This window comes from Vallicoccus soli (genome assembly GCF_003594885.1).
Taxonomy (GTDB): domain Bacteria; phylum Actinomycetota; class Actinomycetes; order Motilibacterales; family Motilibacteraceae; genus Vallicoccus; species Vallicoccus soli.
Map to the genome: position 1 here is coordinate 836567 of NZ_QZEZ01000001.1, position 22372 is coordinate 858938.

Consider the following 22372-nt stretch of genomic DNA (forward strand, 5'->3'; position numbering starts at 1 on the left):
TGGAGGTCCAGCGCGCGCCGTGACGCGCCCGAGGCGGAAGGTGGCGAGCGCGCGCCGATGGTCAGCGGTCCCGCGGTCGAGCAGGCCCGCGACGAGCAGGACGGGCCCCCGCCCCGCCCTGCGGCGTCGCGCCCGGTCGTCCTGGCGGCCTCGGCCCTGGTCGCCGTCGCCCTCGCGGCGGTCGCCGCGCTCCTGCCGGTGCCGTACGTCCTGCTGTCCCCCGGCCCGACCGCCAACACCATCGGCGAGGTCGACGGGACCCAGCTCATCACCGTACGGGGGCGGGAGACGTACCCGACCGCGGGCCACCTGGACCTCACCACCGTGTCGGTGAGCGGCGGGCCCGGGCGGCGGGTCGACCTCGTGCAGGCCCTGCGCGGCTGGCTCGACCCCGCGGTGGCGGTGGTCCCCGAGGAGCAGGTCTACCCGGAGGGGACCACCGAGGAGCAGGTGCAGCAGACGAACGCCCGCGACATGACCTCGTCGCAGGACGACGCGACCGCCGCCGCGCTGCGCCAGCTCGGCGTGCCGGTCGACGAGCGGGCGACCGTCGCGGCGGTCGCGCCGGGGTCGGCGGCCGACGGGGTGCTGCGCGTCGGCGACGTCATCACGGCGGTCGACGGCCGGGCGGTCGCCGGCAGCGCCCGGGCTGCGGAGCGGGTCGGCGACCGGAGCCCGGGGGACCTCGTCGAGCTCACGGTGCTGCGCGACGGCGAGGAGTCGGTCCAGCGGGTCGTCACCCGGCCCGCCGAGGACGACCCCGAGCGCGCGGTCGTCGGGGTGCAGCTCGGCACGACGTTCGACGCGCCCTTCGAGGTCGAGTTCGGCCTCGAGGACGTCGGCGGCCCGAGCGCCGGGATGATGTTCGCGCTCGGCATCATCGACGAGCTCACCCCCGGCGAGCTCAACGGCGGGCAGTACGTCGCGGGCACCGGCGAGATCACCCCCGACGGGCAGGTGCGCCCCATCGGCGGCATCCAGCAGAAGCTCGTCGCCGCGCGCGACCTCGGCGCGGACCTGTTCCTCGCGCCCTCCGGCAACTGCCGGGAGGTCGCGGCCGCCACCCCCGAGGGGCTGCGGGTGACCCCGGTCGACTCGCTGGGCCAGGCGCTCTCGGCGCTGCGGGCGCTGCGGGAGGACCGCGCGGACGCGCTGCCCACCTGCGGCTGAGCCGCCCCTAGTCCTCGAGCGTGGCCGCCAGCGCGCGGGCCAGCCCGGGCACGAGGTCGGCGCCGGAGCGCACGTCCTGGTCGCGGTCCGCCGAGCGCAGCCGCACCGCGCACTCCCGGCTGCCGTCGCGCAGGACGCCCACGGCGAGGCGCACCTCCTGGCGGCCCGGGTGGCCGGCGGCGAAGGCGGCCGCGGCCGCGGGGTCGTCGGGCAGGGCGCCCTCGGCGTCGGGCGGCAGCACGAGCCGCTCGACGGCGACGGCGGTGCCGGCCACCTCCGGCGGCCACACGATGCCCGCGAGCAGCTCCTCGAGGCCGTCGTGCGCGGGCACCTCCTGCTCCACCGGCGTCAGGTGCCCCGGGTCCAGCAGCAGCGCGTCCCCGCCGAGCTGGTCGGCGAGGTCGGGCTGCGCGGCGAGCAGCTCGGCGGTGGGCACGAGCGCGAAGAGGCGCACCGGCTGGTCCCAGCCGCCGGCGGCGACGTGCTGCTCGAGCTCGACGACGGCGCGGGTGAGCCGCGGCGGGGCGGCGGCGGCCCGGGGGCGGCGGGGGTCGGCGGGCTGGGGGGACTGGTCGGCCATGGCCCCATCCTGCCCCGGAGCGGGCGCCGTCCCGATCGGTCCCCGGTCCGTCGCCCGGGTCCGTCCCCCGGTCCGTCCCCCGGTCCGTACCCGGGCACGAGCCCGGCCCGTCGGGTCCGTCCGACGGGGAACCGTCGCCACGCCCCGGTACGTTCCTCCTACGGCCCGTGCTGCGCTCGGGCCCGCCGACCGACCGCACCGCCGCCGAGGGGCCCCACGCGTGAGCTTCCAGATGCCGCCGGACCCGGGCGGACCCGCCCGCCGTCCCGGCGGTCCCGTCCTCGCCCGCCGGCGCAACCGCGCCCTGCTGCCGACCCTCGTGGTCGTCGCCGCGCTCGTCGCCCTCTTCGGGTTGTTCGTCTCGTACTACACGGACTACCTCTGGTACCAGGACGTCGGCTTCACCGGGGTCTTCACCCGCGAGCTGCTGACGCGGGCGCTGCTGTTCCTCGTGGGCGCGGCCGTCATGGCGGGGGCCGTGGTCGGGAGCTTCGTGCTCGCGTACCGCTCCCGCCCGGTGTACGCGCCGATGTCGCCCGAGCAGCAGAACCTCGAGCGCTACCGGCAGGGCATCGAGCCGTTCCGCCGCCTGCTCGTCGTCGTGGCCGCCGTGCTCGTGGGCCTCGTCGCCGGCAGCACCGCCGCCGGGCAGTGGCAGACCTTCCTGCTGTGGCGGCACGGGACGTCCTTCGGCCAGGAGGACGCGCAGTTCGGGATGGACATCTCGTTCTTCACGTTCGACCTGCCCTGGTGGCGGTTCGTCCTGAGCTTCGCCTTCGCGCTCGTCATCGTCTCGCTCGTCGTCGCCGCCGCGACGCACTACCTCTACGGCGGCCTGCGCCTTCAGTCGCCGGGGGAGCGGACGTCCACCGGGGCGCGGATCCACCTGTCGGTGCTGCTCGGCGTGTTCGTCCTGCTCAAGGCGGTCGCCTACTGGATGGACCGCTGGTTCCTCGCCACCACCGGCGGGCGCGTCAACAACCGCGACTTCGTGGGGCTCACCTTCGCCGACGTCAACGCGGTGCTGCCGGCCAAGGCGATCCTCGCGGTGATCAGCGTCATCGTCGCGGTGCTGTTCTTCGTCGGGGTGGCCCGCAGCGGGTGGCTCCTGCCGGGCCTCGGCGTCGGCCTGCTGCTCGTCGCGGCGGTGCTCATCGGCAGCGTCTACCCGGCGGTCGTCCAGCGGTTCGAGGTGCGCCCGTCCGAGCTGGACAAGGAGTCGCCCTACATCGAGCGCAACATCGCCGGCACCCGCAGCGCGTACGACATCGCCGACACCGAGGTGACGGCCATCCAGGGGTCGACGACGGCGACCCAGGCCCAGCTGCGCGAGGCGGCCGACTCGATCCCGGGCATCCGCCTGCTCGACCCCCAGATCGTGCCGCCGGCGTTCCGCCAGCTGCAGCAGGTCCGCGGCTTCTACAGCTTCCCCGACGTGCTCGACGTGGACCGCTACACGATCGACGGGACCGAGCAGGACTCCGTCGTGTCGGTGCGCGAGCTCGACCTCGACGGGCTGGGGGAGAACCAGCGCGGCTGGATCAACGACCACATCGTCTACACGCACGGCTTCGGCTTCGTCGCCGCGCGCGGCAACACCGCCCAGGCCGACGGCCGGCCGTCGTTCCTCGAGAGCGACATCCCGCCCACCGGCGAGCTCGGCGAGTACGAGCCGCGCATCTACTTCGGCGAGCGCTCGCCGGAGTACTCCATCGTCGGCGCCCCCGAGGGCAGCGACCCCCGGGAGTTCGACCGGCCCGACGACGAGGCGTCCGAGGGCTCGGTCTTCACCACGTACGACGGCTCGGGCGGCGTCGAGGTCGGCTCGCTGTTCCGCAAGCTCCTCTACGCGGCGAAGTACCAGGAGGGGAACATCCTCCTGTCGGACTTCATCAACGACGAGTCCAAGATCCTGTACGTGCGCGAGCCCCGCGACCGCGTCGAGAAGGTCGCGCCCTGGCTGAAGCTGGACGGCAACACCTACCCCGCGGTCGTGGACGGTCGGATCCAGTGGATCCTCGACGGCTACACGACGAGCAACAGCTACCCGTACTCGAGCCGCACCTCGCTGCAGGACGCGACCACCGACGCGCTGACGAGCACGTCGACGACCCGGGTGGTCCAGGCCAACGAGCAGGTCAACTACATCCGCAACTCGGTCAAGGCGACGGTGGACGCGTACAGCGGCGAGGTGCGCCTCTACGAGTGGACGCCGGAGGGCCAGACCGTCGACCCGGTGCTCAGCACCTGGATGAAGGCGTTCCCCGGCACCGTGGAGCCGTACGAGGAGATCGACGAGGGCCTGCGCCAGCACCTGCGCTACCCGGAGGACCTCTTCAAGGTCCAGCGCGAGCTCCTCACGCGCTACCACGTCACCGACCCCGAGGCGTTCTTCTCGGGCGTGGACTTCTGGGAGGTGCCGAACGACCCGACCCCGGAGAGCACGGGCAACGTGCAGCAGCCGCCGTTCTACCTGACGCTGCGCATGCCGGAGCAGGAGCAGCCGGCCTTCTCGCTGACGACCACCTTCGTGCCGAACAACCGGGCGAACCTCTCGGCCTTCGCGGCGGTGAACGCCGAGCCGGGCGAGGACTACGGCACGATCCGCATCCTCGAGCTGCCGCGCAACACGGCCATCCCCGGCCCGCAGCAGGTGCAGAACAACTACCAGGCCAACTCGAGCGTGGCGCAGACGCTGAACCTGCTCCAGCAGCGCGGTTCGCGGGTGTCCTTCGGCAACCTGCTGACGCTGCCGGTCGGCGAGGCGCTGCTCTACGTCGAGCCGGTGTACGTCAGCGGCTCGACCGGCACCTCGTCCTACCCGCTCCTGCAGTACGTCCTCGTCGCCTTCGGCGACCGGGTGGGCTTCGCCCCGACCCTCGAGGGCGCGCTCAACCAGGTCTTCGAGGGCGCCGGCGGTATCACCGACGAGGTGCCGCCGACCGAGGGCGGCGGCGAGCAGGAGCCGGCGGACCAGCAGGCGCGCCTGGCGCGGGCGCTCTCGCAGGCCGAGGCGGCGATCGCGGCGGGCGAGGAGGCGCTGCAGGCCGGGGACTTCGCGGCGTACGGCGAGGCCCAGGAGCGGGTCGCGCGGGCGATCCGCGAGGCCGCGGCGGCGCAGGCGGCGATCACCGGGGCCCAGGCCCCGGAGGCGCCGGCCCAGGGCGACGGCGCCGTGCCCCCCGACGGCGACGCCCCCGCCCCCGCGGCCACGCCCGCCGCGGGCGGGGAGGCCGCCCCGGCGCCGGAGCAGACCCCGTCCGGCGGGCGCTAGGGGCCGACCGTGCGCGCTGCCCACCCCCGATTTGCCCCCGGCGTCCGTCGTGCCGTAACGTCTACGACGCAACGCCGACGCGGGGTGGAGCAGCTCGGTAGCTCGCTGGGCTCATAACCCAGAGGTCGCAGGTTCAAATCCTGCCCCCGCTACCACCGACGAAGGCCCAGGTCCCCCGGACCTGGGCCTTCGTCGTGCTCGGGGTCCCGCAGGCGCTCAGAGGAACTCGACCTCGCCGGTCTCGAGGTCGTAGACCGCCCCGACCACCTTCACCTCGCGCAGGGTCGAGGCCTTGGCGATGACGGGCGAGGCCTTGAGGCGCTCGACGACGAGCTCGACGTTGACGTCGACCGCCACCTCGGCGAGCTCGGTCTCGTGGGCCCCGAAGCGCTCCGCCTCCTCGACCGCGGGCAGGATGCCGGCGACCAGCGCGTCGATGTCGGTGCCGGTCGGCTCGGCGTCCGGGCGCCGGGACTCGACGGTGGCGGCGACCGCGCCGCACTCGGTGTGCCCGAGCACCACGAGCAGCGGCACCTCGAGGTGCTCGACGCCGTACTGCAGCGAGCCGAGCACGGCGCTGTCCAGGACCTGCCCGGCGCTGCGCACGACGAAGAGGTCCCCGAGCCCCTGGTCGAAGAGGACCTCCGGCGGGACCCGCGAGTCGGCGCAGGACAGCACCGCGCAGAAGGGGTGCTGCCCCTCGGCGAGGCCCTCGCGCCGGGTCGTCGACTGGTCCGGGTGCAGGGGCTCGCCGGCGACGAAGCGCTCGTTGCCCTCCACGAGCCGCTCGCGGGCCTCCCGCGCGCCCAGGGGCTCCTCGTCGTCGCGCGCCTCGGGCGCGCCCGGCGCCAGCGCCTTGGCCCCCGCCAGGGCCACGAGGGCGCCCAGCAGGCCGCCGCCGAGCGCGAAGAGCGCCTCGCGCCGGTCCGGCAGGTGGTCGTCGCGGCGGGCCGCGGGAGCGGCGGGCGGCGGCGCGGCGGGCGCCGGCGCCTCGTCCGTCGTGGCAGTCATGGGGACCCTCCTGTGGTCGTCGCGGAGGGGATCGGCGCCCGCGGGTGCCGCCTGTAGCGGGGGGTGATCACCACCGCGGTGTGATGCACCTCACGTGTAACGCCCCTCAAGCAGGGGCCGGGCCCGCCGATACAGTCCCGGAGCCCCGTCCCCGACCCCCCGAGGACCAGCACCGTGACCCTCCACGCCGCCGGGCGCCGCACCAGCCTGCGCCGCCGCCTCTCCCGCGCCGCCACCGCCGTCGCCGCCGCGGCGGCCGCCGTGGTCGCCGTCGTCCCCCTCGCCGCGCCCGCCGGGGCCGTGACCCTCCCGATGCCGGCGACGCCGCGCTTCGTGACCCCGGCCGAGAAGACCGTCCCCTACGAGCCGCAGACCACCTGCACGAGCACGATCGGCGCCGGTACGGCCTGGTTCGCCCGCATGGCGGTGCGCACCTACCCCGGCTCGACGAACATGGGCATCCTGCGTGCCTGCGGCAGCGGCGGGCAGAGCGAGCACAAGGAGGGGCGGGCCTTCGACTGGGGGGTCGACGCCCGCGTGGCGCGCGAGGGCGCCATGGCCACCGCCATGCACAAGTGGCTGCTCAAGGACGACGCCGAGATCGCCCGGCGCCTCGGGATCATGTACATCATCTTCAACGACCGGATCCTGTCGGTCTACCGGCTGCAGGACGGCTGGCGCCCGTACGTGCACGCCTCCTGCCGCGGTCGCGCGCTGAGCCAGTGCTCGCCGACGCTGCGGCACGTGGACCACGTGCACTACTCGTTCTCGCGCGCCGGCGGCGCCGGGAGGACCTCGTTCTGGCAGGGCCCCGACGCGGTCGCCCCCTCCGGCAAGGGGCTCGCCCTGCTGCAGGACTCCCTCGCCGGCGTGCGCTCGAGCGCCGGGGCCTGAGCGCCCCACCTCGCGCGGGCACCACGACGCGACGGGCCCCGGGGCGCTGCCCCGGGGCCCGTCGCGTGGCGGGTCAGCGCGCCGGGGGGCTCCCGACGTGCTCGCCGACCGCCTCGGGGTCCTGGCGCGTGGCGCGCAGGCTGGTCATCGTGACGATCGCGAGGACCACGACGATGAAGCCGAGCGAGAGCAGCGTCGGGATCTCCGGGACGCCCGCCCAGATGCCGTGCGCCCAGTGCAGCACCAGCTTCACGCCGATGAAGGCGAGGATCGCGGCGAGGCCGTACCCGAGGTGGACGAGGCGCCCGAGCGCGCCCTGCAGCACGAAGTACAGCGCCCGCAGGCCCAGCAGCGCGAAGGCGTTGGTCGCGAAGACGAGGTAGGGGTCGCTCGTGATGCCGTAGACGGCGGGGACGGAGTCGACGGCGAAGACCACGTCGGTGGCGAAGACGGCGACCACGACGAGCAGCAGCGGGGTCGCCGCGCGCTTGCCGGCCTCGCGCACCGTCATGCGCGCGCCGCGGTACTCGTCGGTGACGGGCATGAAGCGCCGGAGCAGGCGCACCGAGCGCATGGACGAGACGTCGACCTCGTGGCCGGTGCCCTTGCGCTGGTCGCGGAAGATCTTCACGGCCGTGGCGAGCAGGATCGCGCCGAAGAGCAGGAACGCGAAGCTCAGGTTGTCCAGCGCCGCCGCGCCGACGGCGATGAGCACGCCGCGCAGCACGAGCGCGCCCACGATGCCGTAGAGCAGGACGCGCTGCTGCAGCTCCGCCGGCACCGCGAAGGCGGAGAGCAGGAGCATGAAGACGAAGAGGTTGTCGACGGACAGCGACTTCTCGACGAGGTAGCCCGTGAGGAAGTCCACGCCCGGCCCGGACCCCCACTGCGCCCAGATCCACGCGCCGAAGACGAGGGGGAGGGCGATGTAGAAGACGGACCACCCGACGGCCTCGCGCATGCCCACCGCGTGCGGACGGCGGGTCAGGGCCAGGTCCAGCAGGACCAGGCCCAGGACGACGCCGATGCTCAGGAGCCACAGGCCCGGCGAGGCGAGGGACGAGGTCGCGCCGCCGCTGTCGGCAGCGGCCAGGGTCACGGGCAAGTGCACAGAGCTCTCCTCGGGTACGTGGTGCCCGAGGTCTCCTCCACCGTCGTCGGCCACCGTCCGGGGCGCGCGTGGGCGCGTCCGTACTGACCGGAGCGGTGCGTGGGAGTACTCCCCTCGTGTTCCAGCCTAGGGGGTACCCCGCTCCCGCGTCGAACGAACCCCGCGGGAGCATGGGCGCCCGCCCCCGTCCCGCAGCACCAGGAGCGCGCCGTGATCTTCATCGCCGTCCGGTTCACCGTCCGCCCGGAGCGCAGCGACGAGTGGCTCTCGCTCGTCGAGCCGTTCACCACCGCGACCCGCGCCGAGCCGGGCAACCTCTTCTTCGACTGGTCGCGCAGCGTCCACGACCCCCACCAGTTCGTCCTGCTCGAGGCGTTCCGCGACGCCGCGGCCGGCGAGGAGCACGTGCGCTCGGACCACTTCCGCGAGGCCGTGGGGTGGATGCCCGACCTCGTCGCGAGCGTGCCCGAGATCGTCAACGTCGAGGTGCCGGGCGAGGGCTGGTCGCGGATGGCCGAGGTCCAGCCGCGCTGAGGGTCCCGCGCGGTCCCTCCCGCGCGCTTCGCCGCGCCGGCCCGCCCCGACCGCCACGCCCTCGGCGGGCTGTCGGTGGGCGCGGCTAGCGTGGCGGGGCCGCGCGAGGGTCGCGGCGCCGAGGGGGTCCACGCGGGTGCTGCACGTCCACCGCGCCGAGCGGTCCGACGCGCTCGTCGACGCGCTCGGCGACGTCCTCGCGGTGCCACCGGCGGACCCCTTCGCCGAGGACGTCGTCGCAGTCCCCGCGCGGGGCGTGGAGCGGTGGCTGGCCCAGCGCCTGGCGCACCGGCTCGGGCAGGGCGCGGGCTCGAGCGGCGACGGCGTCTGCGCGGGGGTGCGCTTCCCGTCGCCGCGACGGCTGCTCGCCGAGGCCGCGGGCGTCGAGGAGCCCGACCCGTGGCACCCGGACGCCCTCGCCTGGACGCTGCTGGAGGTGCTCGACGGCTGCGCCGGCGAGCCCTGGTGCCGCGCGCTGGGCCTGCACCTCGGGGTGGTCGCGCCGCCCGGGGCGGACGACCCCGCCGAGCGGGTCCACCGCCGCGGACGCCGGTGGGCCGTGGCGCACCGCCTGGCGACGCTGGTCGACGACGCCGCGCGCGAGCGGCCGGCGCTGCTGGCCGCCTGGGCGCGCGGCGACGACGCCGACGGCCTCGGCGCGCCGCTGCCGGTCGACCTGCGCTGGCAGGCCCGCCTCTTCCGGCTGCTGGCCGAGCGGGTCCCCGGGCCGGACCCCGTGCAGCGGGCGGCGCTGACCGCCGCGCGGCTCCGCGACGACCCGGCGTCGTGCCCGCTGCCGGCCAGGGCCTCGCTCTTCGGCCCCACCCGGCTCCCGGCCGGCGACCTGGTGCTCCTGCGGGCGCTGGCCGAGCACCGCGACGTGCACCTCTGGCTGCCGCACCCGTCGGGCGACCTCTGGGACCGGGTCGCGGCGGTGTCCCGTGCGCCGCGCCGCCCGGTGCGCCGGCGCGAGGACCGCACCGGCGAGCTGGTGCGCCACCCCCTGCTCTCCTCGCTCGGCCGCGACGCGCGCGAGCTGGCCCAGGTGCTCGCCGCCGTGCCGCACGAGGGCCACCACCACCCGGTGCCCGCGCCCCCCGTGACGCTCCTCGGGCACCTGCAGCGCGCCGTGCGCGACGACCGGCGCGCCCCCGCGGGGGCCCGGCCGCTGCTCGACCCGTCCGACCGCACGGTGCAGGTGCACGCCTGCCACGGGCGGGCCCGGCAGGTGGAGGTGCTCCGCGAGGTGCTCGTGGGGCTGCTGGCGCAGGACCCGACCCTCGAGCCGCGCGACGTGCTCGTCATGTGCCCCGACATCGAGGAGTTCGCCCCGCTGGTGGCCGCGGCCTTCGGCCTCGCCGAGGTCACCGGTGCGGGCCACCCCGGCCACGCCCTGCGGGTCCGGCTCGCCGACCGCTCGCTGCGGCGCACCAACCCCCTCCTGGCGACCGTCGACCGCCTCCTGGAGCTGGCGGGCGCGCGGGTCACGGCCTCGCAGGTCCTCGACCTCGCGTCCACCGGCCCGGTCCGCCGGCGCTTCCGCCTCGACGACGACGACCTCGAGCGGGTCGCCACCTGGGTGGCGGAGGCGGGGGTGCGGTGGGGGCTCGACGCGGCGCACCGGACCCCCTACGCGCTCGACCTGGTCCCGCAGAACACCTGGCGCGCGGGCCTGGACCGCGTGCTCCTCGGAGCCGCGATGGCCGACGAGGACGGCAACCGGCTGGGGCTGGCGCTCCCGCTCGACGACGTCGGCAGCGGCGAGGTCGACCTCGCGGGGCGCCTGGCCGAGCTGGTCGACCGCCTCGGCGCGGTCCTCGGGGCGCTGTCCGCGCCGGGCGACCGCCCGCTCGCGGCGTGGTGCGCGCTGCTGCGCGAGGGCGTCGCCTCGCTCACCGACGTCGCCCCCGCCGACCTGTGGCAGGCCGGGGAGCTGCGCCGGGTCCTCGCCGACCTCGAGGACGCGGCGGGCGGGCGGGCCGCGAGCACGCCCCTGGCGCTCGCCGACGTGCGGGCGCTGCTCGGCGGGCGGCTCGCCGGCCGGCCCACCCGCGCCGGCTTCCGGACCGGCACCCTGACCGTCTGCACGATGGTCCCCATGCGCTCGGTCCCGCACCGCGTGGTGTGCCTGCTCGGGCTCGACGACGGCGCGTTCCCGCGCGGGGTGCGCCGCGACGGCGACGACGTGCTCGACCGCGACCCGGCCGTCGGCGAGGCCGACCCGCGCAGCGAGGACCGCCAGCTGCTCCTCGACGCCCTGCTCGCCGCGACCGAGCGGGTCGTCGTGACCTGCACCGGGGCCGACGAGCGCACCGGGGCGGCCCGACCGCTCAGCGTGCCGCTGGGCGAGCTCCTCGACGCCCTCGACGAGACGGCGGTCGGCGCCGACGGGGCCCGGCCGCGCGACCAGGTGCTCGTGCGGCACCCGCTCCAGGCCCACGACCCCCGCTGCCTCGTCCCCGGCGCCCTCGGGACCCCGGGGCGGGCCTTCAGCCACGACCCCACGGCGCTGGCCGGGGCCCGGGCCGCCCTCGCCCCGCGCGAGGACCCCGGCCCCTTCCTGCCGGGCCCGCTGCCGCCCGCGCGGGCGGGCGGTGCCGTGGAGCTGGCTGCGCTCGCCGACCTGCTGGTGCACCCGGCGCGCGCGTTCCTGCGCCAGCGGCTCGACGTCGCCGTGCTGCGCGAGGACGACGAGCCCTCCGACCACCTCGCGGTCGAGCTCGACGCGCTCGAGGCCTGGGCGGTCGGCGACCGGGTGCTGCGCGACCGGCTCGCCGGCGCGTCGCCCGAGGACGCGCGCCAGGCCGAGTGGCGCCGGGGCGCCCTGCCGCCCGGGGGGCTGGGCGCCCGAGCGCTCGACCGGGTCCTGCGCGACGTCGAGCCGCTCGTCGCCGGGACGGCCGACCTGCGCGCCCACCCGCGGCAGGTGGTCGACGTCGACGTCGCGCTGCCCGACGGGCGCTCGCTGCGGGGCAGCGTCGCGGGGGTGCGGGGCACCACGCTGCTCGAGGTGACGTACAGCAGGCTGCGGGCGCACCACCGGCTGCGCGCCTGGGTCGGGCTGCTGGCGCTCTGCGCGGCCCACCCCGGCGCCGGCTGGACGGCGAGCACCGTGGGGAGGGGCACGGGGCGCCCGCGCCGGGCGCTCGTCGGCCCCGTCGCGCCGGAGCGGGCCCGCGAGCTGCTCGGCCGGCTCGTCGACCTGCACGACCGGGGCCTGCGCGAGCCCCTGCCCCTGCCGGTGCGCACCGGTGCGGCCTACGCCGCGGCCCGCTGGGCCGGCGACGAGGTGCCGGCGGCGCTCGAGCGGGCCGAGCGCGAGTGGCGCTCGCGCGACTTCCCCGGCGAGGACGCCGACCCGGCGCACGTCCGGGTCCACGGCGGCGTCGTGCCGCTCGCCGCCCTGCTCGCCGACCCGCCCCGTGAGGACGAGCGGTGGGGCGGCGAGCCGTCGCGGCTGGGCGAGCTGGCGCGGCGGGTGTGGGACCCGCTGCTCGACGTCGAGCGGGTGGGCGGCCTGTGAGCGCCGCGAGCGCGGCGAGCGCGGGCAGCGCGGGCGGCGCGGGCAGCGCGGTCGAGGGGGCCGGGGCGGTCGGGGCCGGGCCGCTGCCGTTCGACCTGTGCGGGCCGCTGCCGACCGGCACGACGGTGCTCGAGGCGAGCGCGGGCACGGGCAAGACGCACACGGTGGGGGCCCTCGTGGCCCGGTTCGTCGCCGAGGGGCGCGCCCGGGTCGAGGAGCTCCTCGTCATCACCTTCGGGCGCGCGGCGAGCCAGGAGCTGCGCGAGCGCGTGCGCGAGCACCTGGTGCGCGCGGAGCGGGCGCTCGGCGAGCCCGCGGCCACCCGGGCCGGCGACGACCCGGTCCTCGCGCTGCTCGCCGGCGGTGACGGGGCCGGGCCGGGCGAGGTGGCCGAGCGCCGGCGGCGCCTCGCGCTCGCGCTCGCCGACGTCGACGCGGCGACCATCGCCACCACCCACCAGTTCTGCCACCAGGTGCTCGGCGGCCTCGGGGTCGCCGGCGACACCGACCGCGGCACGCGGCTGGTCGAGGACCTCGACGACCTCGTCGTGGAGGTCGTCGACGACCTCTACGTCCGCGGCTTCGGCGCCCCCGGCGCGCCGCCCCCGCCCTTCGACCGCGCCTGCGCCCTCGCGCTCGGGCGCGCCGCCGTGGGCGACCCCCAGGCGCGCCTGGAGCCCTCCGACGAGGACGGCGCCACCCCCGCCGGGGTGCGGCGGCGCTTCGCCGCCGGCGTGCGCCGGGAGGTCGACCGGCGCAAGCGGCGGCTCGGGGTCCTCTCCTACGACGACCTGCTCGTGCGGCTCGCCGCGGCGCTCGAGGCCGAGGACGCCCCCGCGCGCGACCGGATGCGCGCGCGCTGGCGGGTCGTGCTCGTCGACGAGTTCCAGGACACGGACCCCGTGCAGTGGCAGGTGCTCGAGCGCGCCTTCCACGGCCACGCGACGCTGGTGCTCGTCGGCGACCCCAAGCAGGCCGTGTACGGGTTCCGCGGCGGCGACGTCGTCACCTACCTGGCGGCGGCCGCGCGCGCCGAGCACCGGCGCACCCTCGCGGTCAACCACCGCAGCGACGCGCCGCTGGTGGCTGCGCTCGGCGGGCTGCTCGAGGGCGCCGAGCTCGGGGACCCCGGCATCGTGGTGCGCCCCGTCGAGGCGCGTCGCAGCGGCAGCAGGCTGGCCGGCGCGCCGCACGCCGCGCCGGTCCGCCTGCGCGTCGTCACCCGCCCGGACGTCGGCGTCGCGGACCCGGCGCAGCTCCCGCCGGTCGCGCGGGTCCGCGAGCACGTGGCCCGCGACCTCGCCGCCGACGTCGCCCGGCTGCTCGCGTCCGGCGCCACGTACGACGGGCGGCCCCTCGTCGCCGGCGACGTAGCCGTCCTCGTCTCCACCCACCACCAGGCCGGCGTCGTGCACGCCGCGCTGCGGGCCCGGCGGGTGCCCGCGGTGGTCGCGGCCGGGGGCAGCGTGTTCGCCACGCCGGCCGCGGACGACTGGCTGGTGCTGCTCGAGGCCCTGGAGCAGCCGCACCGCTCCGGCCGGGTCCGTGCCGCCGCCCTCACCCCGTTCCTCGGGCGCACGGCCCGCGACCTGGCCCTGGCGGGAGACCGGCTCACCGACGACCTCGGCGGGCTCCTGCGCGGCTGGGCCGACCTGCTCGCCGGGCGCGGGGTCGCCGCGCTGCTCGAGGTCGCCTCGGCCGAGCGCGGGCTGCCCCAGCGCGTGCTGTCCCTGCCCGACGGGGAGCGGCGGCTCACCGACCTGCGCCACGTCGGGCAGGCGCTGCACGAGGCCGCGGTCACCGAGGGGCTGGGCCTCGCGGCGCTGGTGGAGCACCTGCGCCGCCGCCGCGCCGAGGCCGCCACCGACGCCTCGCTGGAGCGCACCCGCCGCCTCGACAGCGACGCGGCCGCGGTGCAGGTCGTCACGCTGCACGCGAGCAAGGGGCTCGAGTACCCCGTCGTGCTCCTGCCCTTCGCCGCCGACCGCTTCGAGCGGAGCCCCGACATGCTGCTGCTGCACGCCGACGACGGCACGCGCCTGCTCGACGTCGGGGGCGAGGCGTCGCCGGGGCGGCGCGAGCGGCTGGCCCGCGCCCGCGCGGAGGACGACGGCGAGGCGCTGCGCCTGCTCTACGTGGGGCTGACCCGGGCCGGCGCGCAGGTGGTGCTCTGGTGGGCGCCCAGCCGCAACGCCGAGACCTCGGCGCTGCACCGCCTGCTGCTCGGCCGCGCGGCGGGGAGCCCGCAGGTGCCCGACCGGGTGCCCGTGCCCCCCGACGCCGAGGCGCTGGCGCGCCTGCGCGCGGTGGCCGGGCGCTGCGCCGGCGTCGCCCTCGAGCGGTCCGAGGTCGTCGAGGAGCCGGGAGCGGTCCCCGCGCCGCCGCCGCCGGGGCCGCTCACGGTGTCGGTCCTCGGGCGGGGGCTCGACACGACGTGGCGCCGCACGTCGTACAGCGCCCTGGCGGCCGCCGGCGAGCGCGCCGCGGCCGAGGCCGGGGTCGGCAGCGAGCCCGAGACGGGGGAGCGCGAGGACGAGGACATCGCCGGCACGGCCGACGCGGGCCCTGCCGGGTCCTGGCCGGGGGCCGGGTCCTGGCCGGAGGGCGGGACGGCCGCGGCGGGGGAGGACCCGGTGGAGGCGGCGCTGCGGGCGGTGCCCAGCCCGATGGTCGACCTGCCGGCGGGCACGGCCTTCGGCACCCTGGTCCACGGCGTCCTCGAGGACGCCGACGCCCAGGCGGGCGACCTGCGCGCCGAGCTGGCCGAGCGCGCCCGCGAGCACCTGGCCCGCCGCCCGCTCGACCTCGACGCGGGCGCGCTGGCCGACGCGCTCGTCCCCGTGCTGCGCACCCCGCTGGGGCCGCTCGCCGACGACCGCGCCCTCGTCGACGTGCCCCGCACCGACCGCCTGGCCGAGCTCGAGTTCGAGCTGCCGCTCGCCGGCGGCGACGACCCCGCGGCGCGCGCGGCCCTGCTCGGCGAGCTGGCCCCGCTGCTGCGCGAGCACCTGCCGCCGGGCGACCCGCTCGCGCCGTACGCCGAGCGGGTCGGCGCGCCGGGCCTCGCCGAGCAGCCGCTGCGCGGCTACCTCACGGGCAGCCTCGACCTCGTGGTGCGCCTGCAGGGCGCCCGCGGTCCGCGCTACCTCGTGGCGGACTACAAGACGAACCGGCTCGGCGACCCCGCCGGGCCGCCGCTGACCGCGTGGGACTACCGCCCGGCCGCGCTCGACCAGGTCATGGCCGGGTCGGACTACCCGCTGCAGGCGCTGCTCTACTGCGTCGCGCTGCACCGCTTCCTGCGCTGGCGCCAGCCGGGCTACGACCCGGCGGTGCACCTCGGGGGCGTGCTCTACCTCTACGTCCGCGGCATGTGCGGGCCCGGGGCGCCGCGCGAGCAGGGGCGCCCGAGCGGCGTCTTCGCCTGGTCGCCGCCGCCCGGCCTCGTGACCGCCCTGTCCGACCTGCTGCACGGGGGTGCCGCGTGAGCGCCGCCCCGGCCGGTCCCGTCCGCGCGGCGGGCGTCGCGCTGGAGCCGCTGGAGGACCCGTACGACGTGCGGCGCGCCCGGGGCGCCGACGCGGCGCTGCGCCCGTACAACGAGGCCGGGCTGCTCGAGGCGGCGGACGTGCACGTCGCCCAGCGCCTCGGCGAGCTCGGGGGCGAGCCGGACCCCGCGGTCCGCCTGGCGGTCGCGCTGGCGGTGCGGGCGGTGCGCGGGGGCAGCACCTGCGTGGCGCTCGACGAGCCGCCGCGCCTGGCCCCCGAGCTGCCGTGGCCCGACCCCGCCGCCTGGGTGCGCGCGGTCGGCGCAAGCCCGCTGGTGGGCCCCGGCAGGCCGCTGCGGTGGGAGGACGGCCTGCTCTACCTCGAGCGCTACCACCGCCAGGAGGTGCAGGTCTGCGACGACCTGCTGCGCCGGGAGGCGGCCGCGCCGCCGCGGGTGGACCTCGCCCGGCTGCGGGACGGGCTCGACCGGCTGCTGCCCGAGCGCACGAGCGCGCAGCGCGCCGCGGCGGCGGTGGCGGCGACCCGCTGGACGACCGTGCTCGGCGGCGGCCCGGGCACGGGCAAGACCACCACGGTCGCGGTCCTGCTCGCGCTGCTGCTCGACCAGCCGGGGCCACCGCCGCGGGTCGCGCTCGCCGCGCCCACGGGCAAGGCGGCGGCGCGGCTGCAGGAGGCGCTGCTCGAGGCCGCCGACCGCCTGCGCCTGCCGGCGGGGGACCGGTCCCGGCTCGAGGGGCACACCGCGTCGACGCTGCACCGCCTGCTGGGGCCGCGACCGGGCACGAGCACGCGCTTCCGCCACGACCGCGACGCGACGCTGCCGTACGACGTCGTCGTGGTCGACGAGACGTCGATGGTGTCCCTGACCCTCATGGCCCGGCTCCTCGAGGCCCTGCGGCCCGACACCCGCCTGGTGCTCGTGGGCGACCCCGACCAGCTCGCGTCCGTGGAGGCCGGCGCGGTGCTCGCCGACCTCGTCGGCGGGCTGCGCGACCGCCCGGCCCCCGACCCCGACCCGGCGGTCGCCGCGCTCGTCGCGGGCGCGGACGCCCCGGACTGGCCGCGCGGGGTGGTGGTCCTGCGCACCAACCACCGCTACGGCGCGGGCATCGGGGCGCTCGCCGAGGCGGTGCGCCGGGGCGACGCCGACGCCGCCCTGGCCCAGCTGCGCTCGCCGTCGCCCGACACGGTCCTGGTGGAGGACCCCCTCGGCGACCCGGGTGCCCGCGGCGACGTCGTGGCCGCGGGCACGGCGCTGCGGCGGGCGGCGCTGGAGGGCGACGCCGCCGGGGCGCTGGCGCTGCTCGGGCGGCACCGGCTGCTCTGCGCGCACCGCACCGGCCCCTACGGCGTCGACGTCTGGTCCCGGCAGGTCGAGCGCTGGCTGGCTGCACAGGGCGCGGCCCCCGGCGGCGACGAGTGGTACGTCGGGCGCCCGCTGCTCGTCACGGCCAACGACTACGCGCTCGGGCTCTACAACGGCGACACCGGCGTCGTGGTGCGCACCGCGGACGGCGAGGTGCGGGTGGCCTTCGCCCGCGCCGGGGCCGCCGACGGCCTGGTCCGCTTCGCGCCGAGCCGCCTGCACGAGGTGCAGACGGTGCACGCCATGACGGTGCACCGCAGCCAGGGCAGCCAGTTCGACCGGGTGACGCTCGTCCTGCCCGAGCAGGACAGCCCGCTGCTCACCCGCGAGCTGCTCTACACCGCGCTCACCCGCGCGCAGTCCCTGGTGCGGGTCGTGGCCGGCGAGGCCGCGCTGCGCGCCGCGGTCGAGCGCCCGGCGGTGCGGGCGAGCGGGCTGCGCGGGCGCCTGGCCGCCGGCTGACGGGGCCCTCCCGGCACCACTCCGCGGCCTCAGGCGACCCGCGCCGCGCGGCCGCCGGTGATCCGCAGGAGCTCGTCGTAGGTCGTGGGGAAGAGCGTGCGCGGGTGCCCGGCGGCGGCCCACACCACGGGGTGGCCCGCGAGGTCCTCGTCCACGAGGGTCGGCAGCGGCGCGGGGTGCCCGACGGGACCGACCCCGCCGATCGCCGACCCGGTGGCCGCGCGCACGGCGTCGGGACCGGCGCGGTGCAGGGCGGGGACGCCCAGCAGGGCCGCGACCCGCGCCTCGTCGACCCGGTGGGCGCCGGAGGTCAGGACGAGCACCGGCGCGCCGCCGGGCGCGGGCCCCTGCAGGAACACCAGGGAGTTGGCGATCGCGCCCACGTCGCAGCCGAGCTGGTCGGCGGCGGCGCGGGCGGTGCGCGCCGCCTCGCCGAGCACGCTGACGCTCCCGGTGGCGCCGCGCGCCCGCAGGGCGGCCCGGACGCGGACCACGGCGGGGTGCTCGAGGAGGGGGTCGGCCACGCCGCGCAGTCTGGCGGCCCGGGCCGGGCCGCCGCCACCGCGTCGCCGGGCCGGGTCCCGGCGCCCGGGCGGCACGGGCGGCGGGGCGGGGGTTGGGCGCCGCAGCGCCGGGCAGCGCGGGGGCACGACGAGCGGGCGCCGGCAGGGCGCGCCGGGGTCACGCGGAGCGGTGCGCCGGGGGCGCGCCGCGGCGCGGGGTGACGAGGAGGAGCGTGCGGTGGCGGAGCGGGCGAGCGGGCTGCTGTCGGTGGCGGACCAGACGGACGCGCAGCGGGGCGGGCCGGGCAGCATCCTGTCCCGGCAGAGCCGCGACCACAGCGCGCTGCACGAGCTGATGCTGGCGTACGACCGGGCGGGGTCGCCCGACGCGCGGGCCCGGGTGGTGAGCGACCTCGCGGAGCGGGCGCTGCGGCACGCCTTCGCGGAGGAGACGGTGCTGTTCCCGGCGTACCGCAAGCACCTGCCCGCGGAGGGCGACCGGCTGACCGCGCACATCGAGGGCGAGCACCAGGAGATCAACGAGCTGCTGCAGGACCTGCAGGACGCCGACCCGGCCGCCCCGTCGTACGACGCGCGGGTCCGCCGGCTCTTCGCGCTCATCAGCGACGACGCGCGCAACGAGGAGGACGCGCTGCTGCCCCGGCTGCAGCAGGTGGCGTCCGAGGACGAGCTGCGCGCGATCGGGGCGGCCTGGGAGGCGGCGCGCACGGCGTCGCCGACCCGCCCGCACCCGGGGATCCCCCGCCGCCCGCCCGGCAACGCGCTGGCCGGCGTCGCGCTGGCGGCCAGCGACCGGGTCGAGGACCTGCTCGAGGGGTCGTCCCGCCGGCAGGGCACGGGGCTGCTGGGGTCCGCGCTCGCGGGCGTCGTCGCGGGAGCGGCGGGGGTCGCGGTCATGACGCTCGGCGAGAAGGTGGAGCAGGCCCTGACCGGGCGGGCGAGCTCGGAGGTGCCGGGCAGGACGCTGTCGGCGCTGCTGGGCCGGCGGTTCCCCGAGGACGACGAGCGCCGCTTCCTCGTCAACCACGCGATGCACTGGGGGCAGGGGGCCCTGCTGGGGGCGGTGCGGGGGCTCATGGCGCGCTCCGGGCACCGCGGCGCCGGCGCGTCGGCCGTCTTCACCGTGCTGCGCCTCAGCGCGGACCAGACCCTGGAGAACGGCACCGGCGTGGGCGCGCCACCGTGGACCTGGCCCCGGGGGGAGCAGGTGGTCGACGTGCTGCACAAGGTCGTGTACGCGGTCGTCACCGGTGCCGTCGCCGACCGGCTCGTCCGCCCGCCGGCCCCCGTGCTGCGCGGGCGCCCGGTCCCGCCGCGGGTGGTGCGCGGGCGCCGTCGCGGCCCCGCGTAGGCCCGCGCGGGCGCCGTCGCGGCCCCGCGGAGCCCCCCGTGGTCTCAGGCGCTCGAGGCGGTGGAACGCGCTATCCAGGCCGCGGGGTCGTCGACGACGGAGCGCACGACCGTGCGCGCCGCGCCCACGACGGCCGCCTCGGGGCCGAGCGCGGAGGCGACGACCCGCGGGGCGGCCCACGGCGCGGCCAGCAGGCGCACCGCGAGCTCGTCGCACAGCCCGGGCGCGAGCCAGCGCGACAGCGGCGCGTAGATGCCGCCGAGGACCACCTGCGGCACGTCGAGGAGGTTGAGCGCGGCCGAGACCGCCACCCCCAGCGCGTGGCCGGCCGCGTCGAGGCCCGCCAGCAGCCCGGCGTCGCCGGCCTCGGCGAGCGCCACGAGCTCGTCGAGGGTCCGCACGCCGCCGAGCGACGTGCCGGCCGGTGCGACGAGGCCGGCCGAGGCGAGCAGGGCGTCCTGGCCCGCGTACCGCTCGAGGCAGCCGCGCGCGCCGCACCGGCAGACCGGTCCGGCCGGGTCGACGCTGACGTGGCCGAGCTCGCCCGCCCAGCCGTGCGCCCCCCGGAAGAGCCGGCCCTCGACGACGACGCCGGCGCCGATGCCCACCTCGCCGGAGACCAGCAGGAAGCTCGCGCCGGGGCCGCGCTCGGTGAGCTCGGCGACCGCGGCGAGGTCCGCCTCGTTGCCGGCGCTCAGCGCCAGCCCGGCGAAGGGCTCGAGCGCGCCGGCCAGCTCGAGCACGTCGACGTCGCGCCAGCCCAGGTTCGGGGCGAGCTGCAGGGGTCCGGACGGCCCGCGCACGAGGCCGGGCAGCGCCAGCGCCGCCCCGCTGGGCTCGAGCCCGTCGCCCGCCGCGGCCGCGACGGCCCGCCGGGCGGTGCGCGCGGCGCGGGCCAGCGCCCGGCGCGGGGGGACGCCGCGCAGGTCGACGCCCTCGACCTCGCGGTGCCGGACCCGCCCGGCGAGGTCGACGACGCAGGCGGCCACGTGGTCGACGTTGACCTCGACGCCGAGGCCGGCCGCCCCGCGGTCCGCGAGCACCAGGCCGGTGCCGGGGCGCCCGCCGCCGGCGCGGCGCAGGGGCGCCGTCTCGGCGAGCAGGCCCGCGGCCACGAGCTCGTCGACCAGGCTGGAGGCCGTCGCGCGCGTGAACCCGGTGGCGGCGGCGATGCCCGCGCGCGAGGGCGGTTCCGCGCAGGCCGCGACGTGGCGCAGCGCCGCCGCGAGGTTGGCGGCGCGCACGGCGGGACCGGGGGCGGGCACGCGTTGACACTGCCAGACCTGCCACCTATGTTCAAGACGTGAACAAACGGGGGCACGCCCCGTGGACGACACCGACGGAGGTGCGGCGCATGACGGTCCAGCCCACGCGCGAGGACAGGTTCTCGTTCGGTCTGTGGACGGTGGGGTGGCAGGGGCGCGACCCCTTCGGCGACGCCTCCCGCGGCGCCATCGACCCGGTGGAGACCGTCCACCGCCTGTCCGACCTCGGCGCGTACGGCGTCACGTACCACGACGACGACCTCGTGCCCTTCGGCGCGGACGAGGCCGAGCGCGACCGGATCGTGCAGGGCTTCAAGAAGGCCCTCGACGAGACCGGCCTCGTCGTACCCATGGCGACCACGAACACCTTCACCCACCCGGTGTTCAAGGAGGGCGCGTTCACGACGAACGACCGCTCCGTGCGGCGCTACGCGCTGCGCAAGATCATGCGGAACATCGACCTCGCCGCCGAGCTCGGCGCGAAGACGTACGTCTTCTGGGGCGGGCGCGAGGGCTCGGAGAGCGACTTCGGCAAGGACATCGGCGCGGCGCTCGAGCGCTACCGCGAGGGCATCGACCTGCTCGCGCAGTACGTCATCGACAAGGGCTACGGCATGCGCTTCGCGATCGAGCCGAAGCCGAACGAGCCCCGCGGCGACATCCTCCTGCCGACCGTCGGGCACGCGCTCGCGTGGATCTCGACGCTCGAGCACGCCGACATGGTCGGCGTGAACCCGGAGACCGGGCACGAGCAGATGGCCGGGCTCAACTACACGCACGGCATCGCGCAGGCGCTGTGGCAGGGCAAGCTCTTCCACATCGACCTCAACGGCCAGAGCGGCGTGAAGTACGACCAGGACTTCGTCTTCGGCCACGGCAACGTGCTCAACGCCTTCTCGACGGTCGACCTCATCGAGAACGGCCTGCCGGGCAGCGGCCAGAAGTACGACGGCCCGCGCCACTTCGACTACAAGCCGCTGCGCACCGAGGACCTCGACGGGGTCTGGGCCTCGGCCGAGGCGAACATGCGCACGTACCTCCTGCTCAAGGAGCGCGCCCTCGCCTTCCGCGCGGACCCGGAGGTGCAGGAGGCGCTCGCCGTCGCCGGCGTCGCCGACCTCGCCCAGCCGACCCTGTCCGAGGGCGAGTCGTACGACGACCTCCTCGCCGACCGCTCGGCGTTCGAGGACTTCGACCCGGAGGCCGCGGCGCAGCGCGGCTTCGGGATGGTGCGCCTGAACCAGCTCGCCGTCGAGCACCTGCTCGGCGCGCGCTGACGCACCGCTGCTCCGTCCGGGCGGACCGGCGCCGGCACCTGGCGCCGGTCCGCCCCGCGGGCCTACGGTGCTCCCACGTCCCGGCCGTCGGCCGGTCCAGCCCGCGGGGGAGTGCCGTGCTCCGCTACCTGCCGGTCCTCGTCGAGCTCGTGCTGCTCGTGTACTGCCTCGTCGACTGCATCCAGACCCGCCCGGACGAGGTGCGCGGCCTGCCCCGCTGGGCGTGGATCGTGCTGATCCTGCTCTTCCCGATCGTCGGCGGGATCGCCTGGCTCGTGGCCGGCCGCCCGCGCCGCCCCGCCGGGCAGGTGCCCTGGCCCGCCACCGGGACCGCCGGCTACCCGGAGCACGAGCGCCCCTCCCGCCCCCTCGCCCCCGACGACGACCCCGCCTTCCTGGACTCCCTGCGCCGCGCGGACCGCGAGCACGAGGACGTCCTGCGCCGGTGGGAGGAGGACCTCCGTCGCCGCGAGCGCGCCGCCCGGGGCGAGGACGAGGAGCCCGAGGCCCGCTGAGCCCC

At 77.7% G+C, this 22372-nt stretch carries 15 protein-coding genes and 1 tRNA gene; 11 read left to right on the forward strand and 5 right to left on the reverse strand.

Annotated features, from left to right (window positions below; genetic code table 11):
• Window positions 1–57 precede the first annotated feature (57 nt).
• Window positions 58–1170: a YlbL family protein gene (locus D5H78_RS03950; protein WP_119949018.1), complete on the forward strand. Its 1113-nt coding sequence runs from the start codon at window positions 58–60 to the stop codon at window positions 1168–1170.
• A 7-nt stretch (window positions 1171–1177) separates the two neighbouring features.
• On the opposite strand, the gene D5H78_RS03955 is transcribed toward D5H78_RS03950, so the two are convergent.
• Window positions 1178–1750, reverse strand: coding sequence for a PPA1309 family protein (locus D5H78_RS03955; protein ID WP_119949019.1), 573 nt, complete (start codon window positions 1748–1750; stop codon window positions 1178–1180).
• Between the two features lie 220 nt (window positions 1751–1970).
• Here D5H78_RS03955 and D5H78_RS03960 point away from each other — a divergent pair, with 220 nt between their 5' ends.
• Both D5H78_RS03960 and D5H78_RS03965 read left to right on the forward strand, forming a co-directional pair.
• Window positions 1971–5024 carry a UPF0182 family membrane protein gene (locus tag D5H78_RS03960; RefSeq protein ID WP_119949020.1) on the forward strand — a complete coding sequence of 1018 codons (3054 nt, stop codon included), beginning with the start codon at window positions 1971–1973 and terminating at the stop codon, window positions 5022–5024.
• A 78-nt stretch (window positions 5025–5102) separates the two neighbouring features.
• A tRNA-Met gene (locus D5H78_RS03965) sits at window positions 5103–5179 on the forward strand.
• A 61-nt stretch (window positions 5180–5240) separates the two neighbouring features.
• Here the strand turns inward: D5H78_RS03965 and D5H78_RS03970 are convergent.
• Window positions 5241–6035, reverse strand: a complete 795-nt coding sequence (locus D5H78_RS03970; protein WP_119949021.1) for a carbonic anhydrase — start codon at window positions 6033–6035, stop codon at window positions 5241–5243.
• 174 nt (window positions 6036–6209) lie between these two features.
• Here D5H78_RS03970 and D5H78_RS03975 point away from each other — a divergent pair, with 174 nt between their 5' ends.
• Window positions 6210–6929, forward strand: a complete 720-nt coding sequence (locus D5H78_RS03975; protein WP_119949022.1) for a VldE C-terminal domain-containing protein — start codon at window positions 6210–6212, stop codon at window positions 6927–6929.
• 73 nt (window positions 6930–7002) lie between these two features.
• On the opposite strand, the gene D5H78_RS03980 is transcribed toward D5H78_RS03975, so the two are convergent.
• The gene (locus tag D5H78_RS03980) at window positions 7003–8040 is read right to left on the reverse strand and encodes a TerC family protein (protein WP_218566202.1); all 1038 of its coding nucleotides are present in this window, start codon (window positions 8038–8040) and stop codon (window positions 7003–7005) included.
• A 210-nt stretch (window positions 8041–8250) separates the two neighbouring features.
• Between D5H78_RS03980 and D5H78_RS03985 the strand changes: the two genes are divergently transcribed.
• The 4 genes from D5H78_RS03985 to recD all read left to right on the forward strand — a co-directional run bounded on the left by D5H78_RS03985 (window position 8251) and on the right by recD (window position 17435).
• Window positions 8251–8574, forward strand: coding sequence for a putative quinol monooxygenase (locus D5H78_RS03985; RefSeq protein WP_119949024.1), 324 nt, complete (start codon window positions 8251–8253; stop codon window positions 8572–8574).
• Between the two features lie 136 nt (window positions 8575–8710).
• Window positions 8711–12097: an exodeoxyribonuclease V subunit gamma gene (gene recC, locus D5H78_RS03990; protein WP_119949025.1), complete on the forward strand. Its 3387-nt coding sequence runs from the start codon at window positions 8711–8713 to the stop codon at window positions 12095–12097.
• Window positions 12094–15585 carry a UvrD-helicase domain-containing protein gene (locus D5H78_RS03995; protein ID WP_165865586.1) on the forward strand — a complete coding sequence of 1164 codons (3492 nt, stop codon included), beginning with the start codon at window positions 12094–12096 and terminating at the stop codon, window positions 15583–15585. Before recC ends, D5H78_RS03995 begins: the two co-directional genes overlap by 4 nt.
• Before the next feature lie 68 nt (window positions 15586–15653).
• A complete protein-coding gene (recD, locus tag D5H78_RS04000) occupies window positions 15654–17435 on the forward strand; it encodes an exodeoxyribonuclease V subunit alpha (protein WP_177891123.1) in 1782 nt (593 codons plus the stop codon).
• A gap of 29 nt (window positions 17436–17464) precedes the next feature.
• Here the strand turns inward: recD and D5H78_RS19700 are convergent, their stop codons facing one another.
• On the reverse strand, window positions 17465–17959 hold the full coding sequence (locus D5H78_RS19700) for a YbaK/EbsC family protein (RefSeq protein ID WP_218566203.1): 495 nt from the start codon (window positions 17957–17959) through the stop codon (window positions 17465–17467).
• A 217-nt stretch (window positions 17960–18176) separates the two neighbouring features.
• On the opposite strand from D5H78_RS19700, the gene D5H78_RS20515 reads away from it, so the two are divergent.
• The gene (locus D5H78_RS20515; RefSeq protein ID WP_218566204.1) at window positions 18177–19310 is read left to right on the forward strand and encodes a hemerythrin domain-containing protein; all 1134 of its coding nucleotides are present in this window, start codon (window positions 18177–18179) and stop codon (window positions 19308–19310) included.
• A 44-nt stretch (window positions 19311–19354) separates the two neighbouring features.
• On the opposite strand, the gene D5H78_RS04015 is transcribed toward D5H78_RS20515, so the two are convergent.
• Window positions 19355–20575 (reverse strand): ROK family protein, encoded by a 1221-nt coding sequence (locus D5H78_RS04015; RefSeq protein WP_119949029.1) that lies wholly within the window; start codon window positions 20573–20575, stop codon window positions 19355–19357.
• An 89-nt stretch (window positions 20576–20664) separates the two neighbouring features.
• Between D5H78_RS04015 and xylA the strand changes: the two genes are divergently transcribed.
• Both xylA and D5H78_RS04025 read left to right on the forward strand, forming a co-directional pair.
• Entirely contained in the window at window positions 20665–21852 is a 1188-nt protein-coding gene (gene xylA, locus D5H78_RS04020; RefSeq protein ID WP_119949030.1) for a xylose isomerase, read from the forward strand.
• Window positions 21853–21968: 116 nt separating this feature from the next.
• Window positions 21969–22367: a PLD nuclease N-terminal domain-containing protein gene (locus D5H78_RS04025; RefSeq protein ID WP_119949031.1), complete on the forward strand. Its 399-nt coding sequence runs from the start codon at window positions 21969–21971 to the stop codon at window positions 22365–22367.
• Window positions 22368–22372 lie beyond the last annotated feature (5 nt).